Origin of the sequence: Bradyrhizobium sp. (genome assembly GCF_035484855.1) — a bacterium.
Classification (GTDB): domain Bacteria; phylum Pseudomonadota; class Alphaproteobacteria; order Rhizobiales; family Xanthobacteraceae; genus Bradyrhizobium.
In genome coordinates this window covers 14,771-27,512 of record NZ_DATHOP010000104.1, presented here as the reverse complement: position 1 = coordinate 27,512, position 12,742 = coordinate 14,771, and the positions used below count along the sequence as shown (strand labels likewise).

The following is a 12,742-nucleotide window of genomic DNA, read 5'->3' as shown; positions in this document are numbered from 1 at the left end:
CTCACCCATCTCGACGAAGGCCAGAAGATCTATCGCGCGGTCGGCGACTGCGCGCCGGCCTTCGGCATGATCGGCACCCTGATCGGTATGGTGCAGATGTTCGCCAACATGACCGACCCGTCGAAACTCGGCCCGTTCATGGCAACCGCGCTGCTGGCGACGTTGTACGGCGCGCTGGTCGCCAACCTGTTCTGTCTGCCGCTCGCCGACAAGCTGCATGGCAAGTTGCTTGACGAGGAAACCAATCGCACGCTGATCATCGACGGCATCCTGATGATCCGGGATTCTAAGAGCCCGACGCTGGTGCGTGAAATGCTGTTGGCCTATCTGCCGGAAAAACACCGCCACGAAGAGGGCGAACCGGTCCCAGCGTAAAAAGCGGCTGAACCCGGTTTCGGAAACCCAACCATGGCCAAGAAGAAACGTGGCGACGCGCACGGAGGAGGGCACGGCTGGTTCGTGACCTTTGCCGATCTGATGGGCCTGATGATGAGCTTCTTCGTGATGCTCGTCGCCTTCTCGACCATGGACAACAACAAGCTGAAGATCGTCGCCGGCTCGATGCGCGACGCCTTCGGCGTGCAAACCGACGTGCGTTATTCCGGCATCATCGAATCCGATGGCCTGCCGACCCGGCCGAAGCTGAAAAACCTCGCGCACATCAATCCCGACGAGGCGTCCAATACGCCGACGCCGGATCAGCAGGACGACAAGCTGGAGTCCGGCGCGAAGCTGAAAGTCGACCGCGAATTCATGCTGGCCTCGGCATCGCTGCGCCAGGCGCTGCAGGACATGCCGGAACTGACCGAAATCTCCAAGCACATCATGTTCGAGGAAACCAAGCAGGGCCTCAATCTGGAAATCGTCGACCAGGACGGCCGCTCGATGTTTGCCGACGGTTCCAAGGAGCCCTACGACCGCACAAGGCGGCTGATCGAGAAGCTTGCCGCGCCGCTCAAAGCCACGCCGCTGCGAGTCTCCATCATCGGTCACACCGCGGCGGGCTTCGTGCCGGCACGAAGCGACTATGGCGCGTTCGACCTGTCGGCGGACCGCGCGAACGCGGTGCGCCAGATTCTCGAACGCGAGGGACTGCCGTCCTCGCATATCTTTGCGGTCTCCGGAAAGGCGGACAGCCAGCCGCTGTTTCCCGACGATCCCTCACTGTCGGCCAACCGCCGCGTCACCATCACGCTGATGCGCGAAGACCCGCCGTTGCCGCCAGGGCTGAAGCCGTAACCGGGTGACGCTACCATTTTACCTTCTGCCGGACTGGTGCGGTCTGGGCGCAAACGGTGAGGCAACATTTTCATATTCCGCCGGCTTGCGAGCCCGATCCGCAGGCGATAGCTACAAGCTACTTTTTTTGCATGGCCCGAACCCAGATTCAGGCTAGGCTTCGCTCCAAGCGCAGGGCTATAAGCCGCCTCGCTTTGCTATCGGTGCAGTGAAGCTTTTTGAGGCCCAAGCTCCCATGACCAGTGATGTTGTAGCTCCCGCCGCGGAAACGATGGCGGCTAAAGGGTATGGCGACGCCCATTCCACGGCCGGTTTCAAGGCCCTGATGATCGGCAGCATCGGTGTCGTCTATGGCGACATCGGAACCAGTCCGCTCTACGCGCTGCGTGAAGCCGTCGTCGCGGCCAGCGGGCCCTCGGGCGTCGTGACCACCCAGGCGGTGCTCGGCGTCGTGTCCCTGATCCTGTGGGCGCTGATCATCGTGGTGACGCTGAAATATGTGCTGATCCTGCTGCGCGCCGACAATCACGGCGAGGGCGGGACGCTGGCGCTGATGGCGCTGGCCCAACGCGCGGTCGGCGGCTACGCCGGCACCATCGTGCTGCTCGGGATCATCAGCGGCGCGCTGTTTTATGGCGACGCCGTGATCACGCCGGCGTTGTCGGTGCTGTCCGCCATCGAAGGCATCAAGCTCGTCACCGCCGCGTTCGATCCCTATGTGGTGCCGCTGACGGTGATCATTTTGCTGGTGCTGTTCGCGGCCCAGTCGCGCGGCACCGCACATGTCGCCGCTTTCTTCGGCCCGGTGATGTGCGTCTGGTTCGGCATCATCGCGATCGCATCGATTTCACCGATCATGCACCAGCCCGAAGTGCTGCTGGCGCTCAATCCCATTCTTGCCGTCTCGTTCATGCTGCATCACGGCATCATCGGCTTCATCACGCTCGGCGCGGTGTTTCTCGCCGTGACCGGCGCCGAGGCGCTCTATGCCGACCTCGGGCATTTCGGCAAGCGGCCGATCCAGACCGCCTGGCTCTTCATCGTCCTGCCGTCGCTGGCGCTGAACTATCTGGGCCAAGGCGCCCTCGTCATCGGCAATCCCAAGGCGGTCGAGAACCCGTTCTTCCTGATGTTTCCGGATTGGTCGTTGATGCCGATGGTTGCGCTCGCGACGCTTGCGACCGTGATCGCGAGCCAGGCGGTGATCACCGGCGCCTATTCGCTGACCCGCCAGGCCATTCAGCTCGGCCTGTTGCCGCGATTTGAGATCCGTCACACCTCGGAATCCCATTCCGGCCAGATCTACATTCCGCGCGTCAATACCCTGCTGCTGATCGCCGTGATGTTGCTGGTGCTGATGTTCCGCTCTTCCAGCGCGCTGGCCTCGGCCTATGGCATTTCCGTCACCGGAACCATGGTGGTCACAGGCATGATGGGTTTTGTCGTGATCTGGCGGGTCTGGAAATGGTCGCCGTTCGCGGCCGCCGCCCTGATCGCGCCGTTCCTGTTTCTCGATCTCACCTTCCTCGCGGCGAACCTGCTGAAGGTGTTCGAGGGCGGCTGGGTGCCGCTGGCGCTGGGCTCGGTGGTGATGCTCCTGATGTACACCTGGCGGCGCGGCAGCCGGCTTCTGTTCGAGAAATCGCGCAAGCTGGAGTTTCCGCTCGCCGACCTGGTGACGATGCTGGAAAAGCGGCCGCCGCAGCGGGTTTCCGGCACCGCCGTATTCCTGACCAGCGATCCCGTCAGCGCCCCGACCGCGCTGATGCACAGCCTCAAGCATTACAAGGTGCTGCACGAGAAGAACGTCATCCTCACCATCGAAACCGCGCCGACGCCGCGCATCGATCCGGCCGAGCGGGTCAGGCTGGAACCGATCAGCGCGACCTTCTCCAAGGTGACGCTGCGGTTCGGATTCATGGAATCGCCCAACGTGCCGAAGGCGCTCGCCATCGCGCGCAAGCTGGGCTGGCAATTCGACATCATGTCGACCTCGTTCTTCCTGTCGCGCCGCGCGCTCAAGCCGGCCGCGCATTCAGGCATGCCGCGCTGGCAGGACCACCTGTTCATTGCGCTCAGCCGCACCGCCAACGATGCCACCGACTATTTCCAGATTCCGAGCGGACGGGTGGTCGAGGTGGGAACGCAGGTGACCGTCTAGCGGAGGCACTTCGAGATGGGCGCCGTTCACCGTCTGGCGATGCCCGGTGATGCGAGCCGCCTCCACGACGTTCGACGGCGATCGATCCTCGAACTGGCGCCGCCAAAGATGCCCGCCGAACAGGCGGGGACCTGGGCGGCGCAACTCACACTTCTCGGAATGACGCGAAAGCTTCGCGAGTTGGAGATATGGATCGTCGAGTTCGACGGCACGGTGGCCGGATGGGGGGCCATTCGCGCTGACTGTCTGGAGGGGCTGTATACGGCCCCCGAATTTGCCCGCCGGGGCGTTGGTGCAGAATTACTCGGTATGCTGGAAGGGCTGATGCGCGAACGGGGCGTTGAGGCGGTGCGCGCGGAAGCCAGCTCAAACGCCCGGGAGTTCTATTTTCGGCGCGGATACCGAACCGACGGCCCTCAAACGCCCAAAGGGGCTTGGCCGATAACAAAGCCACTTCGATAGAAGCGGCCGCACGAGGTCCACCTTGAAGCTGAGGCTGAAGTTTTGGATGACGCTTTAAGCCGTTTGCGGCGCTTGATTTTCTCGACGCAAGGGGCGACTTTGCGCCCCGAATGTCGGGGCGGACCGGGCGCTCTTGAAGCAGGTTTTGAGGAGGATAAGCGTGGCCCATCAGGTGCACGATTTGACGCCGGAAGACGTCTCGAAGGGAATGGCGGAGGGGCGCTATCTCCTCGTTGACGTCCGCGAGCCCAATGAGGTTGCGGTGGAAGCCTATCCCGGCGGCGTCGTGGTTCCGCTGTCGAGCTTCGAGCCGAAGGATATTCCCGATCCCGGGGGCAAGCAGGTGGTGTTTGCCTGCCGCTCGGGCAAGCGATCAGTGACGGCCTCGCTCGCCGCCCAGGCCGCGGGACTGGCCTATGACAAGCACCTTGCGGGCGGCATGCTGGCCTGGAAGGCTGCGGGATTGCCGACCAAGAGCGGCGGCTGAAGCCCTCATGACTTCGATGAACAAGGTCTTCGCCGACCTTCCGGTCACCGTCTTCGAGGCGATGTCGCAAGCCGCGCGCGACAATAATGCCATCAATCTCGGCCAGGGTTTTCCCGACGATCCCGGACCGGAGGACATCCGCCGCGCGGCTGCAGACGCCTCGGTCAACGGCTACAATCAGTACCCGTCGATGATGGGGATTCCGGAACTGCGGCAGGCGATCTCAGCCCATTACGGGCGCTGGCACGGGCTCAAGCTTGATCCCATGAGCGAGGTGATGGTGACCTCGGGCGGCACCGAGGCGCTGACATCGGCGATCCTTGCCGTGGTCGAGCCCGGCGACGAGGTCGTGGTGTTCCAGCCGGTCTACGACTCCTATCTGCCGATCATCCGCCAGGCCGGCGGCATTCCGCGCCTGCTGCGGCTCGAGCCGCCGCATTGGCGGCTCTCCGAGGAGATGCTGCGCAGCGCCTTCAACCACAAGACCAAGGCGGTCCTGTTCAACAACCCGCTCAATCCGGCGGCGGTCGTGTATCCGCGCGAGGACCTCGAACTCTTGGCGCGGTTCTGCCAGGAGTTCGACACGGTTGCGATCTGCGACGAGGTCTGGGAGCATGTGATCTTCGACGGCCGCGAGCATATTCCGCTGATCACCATTCCCGGCATGCGCGAACGCACCATCAAGGTCGGCTCCGCCGGCAAGATCTTTTCGCTGACGGGGTGGAAGATCGGTTTTGTCTGCGCCGCGCCGCCGCTGCTTCGGGTCGCCGCCAAGGTGCATCAGTTTCTCACTTTTACCACCGCGCCGAACTTGCAGGCCGCGGTCGCCTACGGCCTCGGAAAACCGGATGATTATTTCCACGAGATGCGCGCGGATCTCGCGCGCAGCCGCGACCGCCTGACCAAGGGGCTCGAGAGCATCGGCTTTCCGGTGCTGCGCTCGCAGGGCACCTATTTCCTGACCGTCGACCTGTCGCCGCTCGGTCTCAACGAAACCGACGAGGTCTTCTGCCGGCGCATCGTCACCGACTACAAGGTCGCTGCCATCCCGGTGTCGGCCTTCTACGAGAAGGATCCGGTGACGTCGGTGGTGCGATTTTGTTTTGCGAAAAAGGACGCAACGCTGGACACCGCGCTGGAGCGGCTGTCGGATGCGGTGCATCGCCGATAAGAGGCCCAGGATGCGCAATTTCAGCCACACTCGAATTCGATTTGTCATGGCGATCGGCGCGCTCGTTGCAGCGCTGTCGTCGCCTGTGCAGGCCGCGGAGCGCGTCGTCAATTTTTACAACTGGTCGAACTACATGGCGCCAGGAGTGCTGGAGGATTTTACCAAGGAAACCGGCATCAAGGTGGTCTACGACACCTTCGACGCCAACGAGACGCTGGAGACGCGGCTACTCGCCGGCAAATCCGGCTATGACGTCGTCGTTCCCACCGCCTATTTCCTGCAGCGCCAGATCCAGGCGAAGATCTTCCAAAAACTCGACAAGTCGAAGCTGCCGAACCTCGCCAACGCCTGGCCGGTCGTAACCAAGCAACTCGCGATCTACGATCCCGGCAATCAATATGCCGCCAATTACATGTGGGGCACCACCGGCATCGGCTACAACGTCAAGATGGTGCAGAAAATTCTCGGCCCCGACGCCAAAATCGACAGCTGGGACATCGTGTTCAAGCCGGAGAATCTCGCAAAATTCAAGGATTGCGGCATCCACATGCTGGATTCCGCCGACGACATTTTCCCCGCGGCCCTCGGCTATCTCGGGCTCGATCCCAACTCGACCAAGCAGGTCGATCTCGAAAAGGCCGCCGACCTGGTTTCGAAGATCAGGCCCTCAGTCCGCAAGTTTCACTCTTCCGAATATCTGAGCGCGCTGGCGACCGGCGAAATCTGCCTCGTGGTGGGCTGGTCGGGCGACGTCATGCAGGCCCGCGCCCGCGCCGCCGAGGCAAAGAGCGATGTGGAGATCGGCTACACCATCCCGAAACAGGGCGCGCAGATGTTCTTCGACAATCTGGCGATTCCTGCGGACGCGCAGCACGTCGCGGAGGCCTATGAGCTGATCAACTATCTCTATCGGCCCGAGGTGGCGGCGAAAAATTCCGACTTCCTGTCCTACGCCAATGGCAATCTGGCGAGCCAGAAGCTGGTCGATCCGAAGATCCTCGACGACAAGAACATCTATCCGGACGAGGCGACGCTGAAAAAACTGTTCGTCATCACCGCGCGCGATCCGGCGACCCAGCGCATCATCAACCGGCTGTGGACCAAGGTGAAGACGGGAAGGTAGCTTCTCCCGTAGCCCGGATGGAGCGGAGCGAAATCCGGGGCGGTCTCGACAATTGCGCCAGCCTGTCCCGGATTGCGCTTCGCTACAAGCGGCGCTATCGCCACCTTCGGTGCAGCCACAGCCATTGATCCGGGTATTCGCGGATCCAGCCCTCGACCACCGAGGTCACCGCCTGCATCGTGCCCTGAATGTCGATTTGCCCCGCGGCATCGCGCACCGGTTTGACCTCCTCGGACAGTTCGGCGCGAAAGCGATGGCCGGGCAGGCGGATGACGCGCACGCCGTGAACAGGGCATTCGATCTGACGCAACAGCCGCGCCAGCATCGGATTGGCCCTGGTCTTGCGGCCGAAGAAGGTGACCTCGACGCCATTGGTCAGGTATTGATCGACCAGCATGACGGCGTGCTGGTTGTTTTTCAGGGCCTCGGCGAGCTTGAGCGGCGCGTCGCGGCCGGCCGGAATCAGCGTCCCCATATTGACCGCGCGTATCCGCTCAATGGCGCGGTCAGCCGATTCGCTGTTCGGGCGCCGGTACAGGATGGCGCAATCAAGTCCGTGCGCGACCGCGCCCAACGCCGGCAGTTCCCAACTGCCGAGATGGCTGGTGAAGATCAATGCAGGCTTGCCGTCATCCCTGAGCTGATCGAACAGCTGCTTTGTCCGCGCCCCGAATTCGACGCGGCTGTCCTTTTCGGGATGATCGACGTCGTAGTCCCAGATGTGATCGAGGTGAGCGAACTCGGCGCCGAAGCGGCCGAGATTGTCCCAGACGCCGGCCAGAATGGTTTCGATCTCTTCTTGAGATTTTTCGGGGAAGGCGGCCGTGAGATTCTCGCGGCCGACCCGGTCCTCGCGCAGCCGGCGGCCGATGAAGCGCGTGACGCGGCCGAACAGATTAGCGGTCTTGACCGGATCGAAATAGCGGGTGGTGCGCAACATCCCGATCGTCGCCGCGCCGACCGCCGCCTCGCCGAGCGGCTTGGCGGCCTCGCGAAGGCGGGCTTTGGCGCGAGCGAGCTGCTTGTGCATCAGGAACCAACGACGGTGTTGCCGAACACGTGAGCGGGATAACTCTTCTTCGAAGCGTCATCCCGCTCTATCTTTTGATTGAGCATGATCTTTTCGGAAAACCGGTGTCCACTTTTCCGGATCACGCTCGTTGACGAATCGTCAGACCGGTTCGCGCGTCAGGATCAGCGAGGCGTTCTGGCCGCCGAAGCCGAACGAGTTCGACATCACGGCGGTGACGCGGGCGTCGCGGGCCTGGTTGGGCACCACGTCGAACGGGATCGCCGGGTCCGGGACGTCGTAATTGATGGTCGGCGGAATCCGCTGATGCTCCAGCGTCAGCAGCGAGAAGATCGCTTCCACCGCGCCCGCCGCGGAGATGGTATGGCCGACCATCGACTTGTTGGACGATACCGGAATTTGCGTGGCGCGGTCGCCGAACACGGTGGAGATCGCCAGATACTCCATCTTGTCGTTTTCCGGCGTCGCTGTCCCGTGGGCATTGATGTAGTCGATCTGCTCGGATGCCATGCCGGCATCGGTCAGGGTCTTGCGCACGCAGCCGATGATCGGCTTGCCGTCCGGGCTGGAACGGGTGCGGTGAAACGAGTCGGTCAGCTCGCCGCAGCCGGCGACCACGCCCAGGATCGTCGCGCCGCGGGCGACCGCGGCATCGTAGCTCTCCAGCACCAGGGCGCCGGCGCCTTCCGCCATGACGAAACCGTCGCGGTTCTTGGAAAATGGTTTGGACGCGGTTTGCGGCGGATCGTTCTGGGTCGACAGCGCCGACAGCAGCGAAAACCGCACCAGCGCTTCCGGATTGACCGAGCCGTCGGTGGCAACGCACAGCGCGGCGTCGGTCTCGCCGCGGCGGATCGCCTCGACGCCAAGCTGGATCGCGGTTGCGCCGGATGCGCAGGCCGTGGATAGCGAAATCGGCGATCCCTTGGTGCCCCAGGTCTCGGCCAAATGATCGGCCACGGAACCGAACTGGAAACGATGGTGATATTCGGAAAACCGCCCGCCGCCGCTGGCGCGCAGGATGGCGTCGTAGTTGAAATCCTTTTCCTCGATCGCCCGCCCGAGCTCCAGCCGCTGCGGCCACTCGACCTCGACGGGGGCCACCGCCAGGAACAGCGGTCCGGGGAAATCGCCTTTGCTTCCGATCGAAGCCTGCGCGATGGCCTCCTCGGCCGCGACATCGGCGAGCCGCTCGGTGAGGCCGGTCGACGAGAACGGCTCGACGGCAATGAAATCGACGGTGCCGGCCACCGTGGTCTTCAAGCCGTCGATCGGGAAACGCGTGATGGTGCGGATGCCGGATTCGCCCGCGGTGAGCTTCTTCCAGTTGTCGGCCTTGCCGGCGCCGAGCGAGGTCACGACGCCCATGCCGGTGACGACGACGATCGGCCTGCCGGATTTATCGCGTGGTGCTGTCATGTTTTCCCCGTCGCTCGAGTCCCATCAGACTCACTTGATCGCTTCCACCAGGGCCATGCCTTCGCCCCGCCAATGGCCGGCCCCGATCACCACAATCTGGGTCGGAGTTTGCGACATTTCAACCTCGAATCCGCTCGGATCGTTCGGCGGAAACAGCGCGCCGCGCGAGAGCGAAAGTGCCGCCAGCGCAAGTCCCAGCGGAAATTGCGTTTCCATGGTGTGGCCGAACATGGTGCCGGTGGCCCGCACCGGAAAATCCCGATGTTTACCCAGGAACGCGCGTTCCTCCGAGGTGACCGGTTCGACGCCGGTCGCCCCGGTAATGATGGCGCCATGGCCCTCGAGCTTGCCGAGCTTCGACCACAGTCCTTCGAGCGTCGCCGTCACTTCGCCGGGACGCTTGCGCCTCGCGAGGTCGCCGACCACGTTGGTCAGCCGCGCATAGGGTTTTGCCCCGCGCGCTTCCGCATGCGCCCGGGATTCGACGACGAGAAACACGCCGGCGGAGCCGAGCGCAAAGCCTGAGTGCTGGCTGCGCGCCCATACCGGCTCGAACCTGTCCCTGAGATTGAAGCCGCCGAATTCATAGAGCACCAGCAGGTCCTTGCGTTCGCCGTTCTGCGAACCGCCGATCAGCGCGATGTCGCTCTGGCCGCCGGCAATCCGCGCCAGTGCGATCCGCGCCGCGTCGATGCTGGCGGCTTCCTCGCCCATGAAGGTGCGCGAGGTGCCCGACACGCCGTGCACGATGGCGATGTTGCCGGCCAACAGATTCGAGAGCTGGGCCAGAAACAGCGTCGGCCGCAGATCGTTCATCAGCCGTTCGTTGAGAAAGCCGGGCGCGGAATTGCCCTTGGCCTCCAGATTGAGGATGTTGCAGTCGACCGCCAGATCGCGTTCGCCGCCGCCGGCGGCGACGATCATGTCCATCCGTCCCAGGATTTCCTTGTTGCCCTTGACGCCAGCGGAATCCAGCGCCAGCCCTGCGGCATAGGTGCCGATCCGCTGCCAGGCTTCCATCTGGCGCTGATCGCCCTTTTTCGGGATCTGGCTGTCGAGATTGACGCCCGCCCAGGGGTGCACGATGTAGGGCGCAAACCCCTTTTCATCGACATTGAGGCGGCGCGCGTTGAGCGCGTCCCAGTTCGCATCCAGCCCCTCGCCGAGCGAGGTCGCCATGCCGATGCCGGTGATCCAGACTTCCGTAAGCCCCGGATGCGAGGATGTGGTTTCAGTCATGGGCGATCAGTTCTAGCGGGTAGCCGATCTTGCGGGCCATCGCATCCATGTGGACGCGCAGGGCGGGGTCCGGGAAGGCGATGTGGCGGAAGGTCAGATCGGCACTGCATTTCAACTCCTTGCCGACGCGCGCCTTGGCCGAAGTGACGGCAAAGCCCGAGCCTTCGTGCTCGATCTTCGCATCGATCGTCAGCAGCTCGCCGGGACTGACGAAACCCCGCATCTTGGCTTCCTTGATCATGGCCAGGAACGGCATGCGCTCGAACTTCATCACGCCCAGCAACAGCCAGCCGGCACTCTGCGCCATGGCTTCGGTGAGCAACACCCCGGGCATGATCGGAAAGCCCGGGAAGTGACCCTCGAAAATGGTGCTGTGTTCGGGAACCTGGGCCTCGACCGTGATGGTCTTCTCGCCGATGTTGAGGTCGACGATGCGGTCAATCAGCGTGAAATATTCAAGCTGCATGGCGGGCGCTTAGGCGCCCGCGCCCGTGCCGGCGCCCTTGGCCGCGACCAGTTCGTCGATGCGCGCGGCAAGGTTTTTCAGGACGAAATACTGCTCGGTGGTCGCCTTGCCGTCATTGACTTCCTGGGTCCATTTTTCCAGCGGCAGCTTGATCCCGAACGCCTTGTCGATCGCAAAAGCGATGTCGAGAAAATCCAGGCTGTCGATCCCCAGATCGTCGATCGCGTGGCTGTCCGGCGTGATCGTGTCGCGCGGGATGTCGCAGGTTTCAGCGATAATCGTGGCGATCTGATCGAATGTGGAGGACATACTTAAGCCTTTGATATATTGGAGATAAATTCGGAGATAGCACGGCAGGCGGGCGCAGCGCCCCGCAAATGCCCCATCTGCCGCCCGGATGTCGAGTGCCCGTATATCGGAGCGCCGCCTTTAGTTCAATGGAGGCGGGCAATGTGGGATCGGCCGGATCAGGCGGTGGAACAGGCGGGCTGTGGCCTTCAAAAGGCTAGAAATTCGGCGTCGCAATCCGCGCGCAGTCGCGCCGCCCCATCAGCGCGCAATCCTGGATGCGGCGCATGTCCGAGATGCTCATGGCGAGCCACAGCGCGACCGCGGTCAGCGCCACGGTAAAGGCGAAGGCCGCGACATTGGCCAGCATACGATGACGAAAATCGTCGGGCTCCTCGCGGGCCCGCTCGTAGCGCGACAGGTCGTTCGGCTCTTGCGGGTCTTCGTCCTTGAGCGCCTGGAAGCCGGGGTGTCCCCGCTGGCCCGGTGGATGGGCCGGGTTGCGCGGCCGGAATTGGAGCACGCGGTGCTCGTCATCCCTCACTTCCGAAATGATAGGCCGCTGGGTTTTCACGGCTGCCAGCTCCGGGACATCCTGGATGTTATATTTAGCACGTCCGCCGCGTCTTGCAGAAAATAATGTTCACATGATCGGGATGCGAGAATCTATTCCTCGATAGTCTCATGGAACCGGCTGTAGTCGATCCGGAGCCGGCCATCTTCGGTGCGGTCGAGGATATCGGCGTAGCGGTAGCCAAAACGAATCGCGGGATAATCGTAGGACTTTCGGGCGTGGATGGCTTGCGCCGCAACAACATCGTAGCCGGTTACCACGACCGCTAGTGAGACACCCGATGCCGCGAAATCGTCCGCGGTGAGTCCGTAGAGCGGGCTCTGCTCGTCAAGCAGATGATAGATGGTCCAGCTCAAGGCAAGCGCGGGGTGCTCGCTTCGCAGCAGCGGCAGCTCGTAGAATCTCCTGAAGGACCCGCCCTCCAAACTCGCTTCGTTGCGGAGCAGCCATAGTTTGGCGGTGGCGTTGCCGATGATGTTGTGACGCTCGTTGACGAAGCGGATCATCAGGGTGAGCTTGCCCTCATGGTTCGAGATCACCGGATTGTCGGCGAACAGGATCCGCGCATTCGGCCGCGAGAACCGCGCAAAGATCAATCCGGTCATCAACGACATCGAGAAGATGCCCGTGAACAGTTCGACCGCGGAGACGAAATGTCCGTAATGGGTTTGCGGATGCATGTCGCCGTAGCCGGCGGTCGAAAGCGTCTCGATGCTGAAATAGAGATAATCGATATAGGCGCCGCCAGCCACGTTGGCGATCGGCTGATCGCCGATCCAGTAGAACGCAGCGAAGATCGCGTTGAAGACCACGAACACCAGCACGGCGCCGCCGATGAAGGCCGGCCAGGAGGCGGTCATGCAGCGATGGCTGATGTCGGCCCAGAAGCCGAGGCGCTGGCCTTCGGCGACCACGATCTCGCGGCCGCCAAGCCGGAGGACCCGCGTCTTCGGTGTTCGCTCGCTCGCGCTGTCGGCCATCTGTTTCTATTCTCTACCGGCTGCCAGGGGCATTTATTCCGCCGGGCCATCATGCCATAATCGCCGCGATTTCAGAGGCAATTTTGACGCAAGACGTGGGGGG

At 62.9% G+C, this 12,742-nt stretch carries 14 protein-coding genes; 7 read left to right on the top strand and 7 right to left on the bottom strand.

Annotated features, from left to right (window positions below; genetic code table 11):
- From VK804_RS12290 to VK804_RS12260, 7 genes are all read left to right on the top strand, one after another.
- The coding region (locus VK804_RS12290) for a motility protein A (RefSeq protein ID WP_325371085.1) at positions 1-375 on the top strand (375 nt) is incomplete at its 5' end.
- 33 nt (positions 376-408) lie between these two features.
- The gene (locus tag VK804_RS12285; protein ID WP_325371084.1) at positions 409-1,239 is read left to right on the top strand and encodes a flagellar motor protein MotB; all 831 of its coding nucleotides are present in this window, start codon (positions 409-411) and stop codon (positions 1,237-1,239) included.
- Positions 1,240-1,474: 235 nt separating this feature from the next.
- Positions 1,475-3,400 carry a potassium transporter Kup gene (locus VK804_RS12280; RefSeq protein WP_325371083.1) on the top strand — a complete coding sequence of 642 codons (1,926 nt, stop codon included), beginning with the start codon at positions 1,475-1,477 and terminating at the stop codon, positions 3,398-3,400.
- Between the two features lie 15 nt (positions 3,401-3,415).
- Positions 3,416-3,862: a GNAT family N-acetyltransferase gene (locus tag VK804_RS12275; RefSeq protein WP_325371082.1), complete on the top strand. Its 447-nt coding sequence runs from the start codon at positions 3,416-3,418 to the stop codon at positions 3,860-3,862.
- A 160-nt stretch (positions 3,863-4,022) separates the two neighbouring features.
- On the top strand, positions 4,023-4,349 hold the full coding sequence (locus tag VK804_RS12270) for a rhodanese-like domain-containing protein (protein ID WP_414642766.1): 327 nt from the start codon (positions 4,023-4,025) through the stop codon (positions 4,347-4,349).
- 7 nt (positions 4,350-4,356) lie between these two features.
- On the top strand, positions 4,357-5,520 hold the full coding sequence (locus VK804_RS12265; protein WP_325371081.1) for an aminotransferase: 1,164 nt from the start codon (positions 4,357-4,359) through the stop codon (positions 5,518-5,520).
- Between the two features lie 46 nt (positions 5,521-5,566).
- On the top strand, positions 5,567-6,643 hold the full coding sequence (locus VK804_RS12260; protein ID WP_325371080.1) for a polyamine ABC transporter substrate-binding protein: 1,077 nt from the start codon (positions 5,567-5,569) through the stop codon (positions 6,641-6,643).
- Positions 6,644-6,737: 94 nt separating this feature from the next.
- On the opposite strand, the gene VK804_RS12255 is transcribed toward VK804_RS12260, so the two are convergent.
- The 7 genes from VK804_RS12255 to VK804_RS12225 all read right to left on the bottom strand — a co-directional run bounded on the left by VK804_RS12255 (position 6,738) and on the right by VK804_RS12225 (position 12,639).
- Positions 6,738-7,673 (bottom strand): lipid A biosynthesis lauroyl acyltransferase, encoded by a 936-nt coding sequence (locus VK804_RS12255; RefSeq protein WP_325371079.1) that lies wholly within the window; start codon positions 7,671-7,673, stop codon positions 6,738-6,740.
- 141 nt (positions 7,674-7,814) lie between these two features.
- Positions 7,815-9,092 carry a beta-ketoacyl-ACP synthase gene (locus tag VK804_RS12250; protein WP_325371078.1) on the bottom strand — a complete coding sequence of 426 codons (1,278 nt, stop codon included), beginning with the start codon at positions 9,090-9,092 and terminating at the stop codon, positions 7,815-7,817.
- Positions 9,093-9,122: 30 nt separating this feature from the next.
- Positions 9,123-10,331, bottom strand: coding sequence for a beta-ketoacyl-ACP synthase (locus tag VK804_RS12245; protein ID WP_325371077.1), 1,209 nt, complete (start codon positions 10,329-10,331; stop codon positions 9,123-9,125).
- Positions 10,324-10,797 (bottom strand): 3-hydroxyacyl-ACP dehydratase FabZ family protein, encoded by a 474-nt coding sequence (locus tag VK804_RS12240; RefSeq protein WP_325371076.1) that lies wholly within the window; start codon positions 10,795-10,797, stop codon positions 10,324-10,326. Before VK804_RS12240 ends, VK804_RS12245 begins: the two co-directional genes overlap by 8 nt.
- Positions 10,798-10,806: 9 nt before the next feature.
- Complete coding sequence (locus VK804_RS12235) at positions 10,807-11,106, bottom strand: acyl carrier protein (protein ID WP_325371075.1); 300 nt, start codon at positions 11,104-11,106, stop codon at positions 10,807-10,809.
- A gap of 196 nt (positions 11,107-11,302) precedes the next feature.
- Positions 11,303-11,659 (bottom strand): hypothetical protein, encoded by a 357-nt coding sequence (locus VK804_RS12230; RefSeq protein ID WP_325371074.1) that lies wholly within the window; start codon positions 11,657-11,659, stop codon positions 11,303-11,305.
- Positions 11,660-11,751: 92 nt separating this feature from the next.
- Positions 11,752-12,639 carry an ion channel gene (locus VK804_RS12225; protein ID WP_325371073.1) on the bottom strand — a complete coding sequence of 296 codons (888 nt, stop codon included), beginning with the start codon at positions 12,637-12,639 and terminating at the stop codon, positions 11,752-11,754.
- Positions 12,640-12,742: the final 103 nt, after the last annotated feature.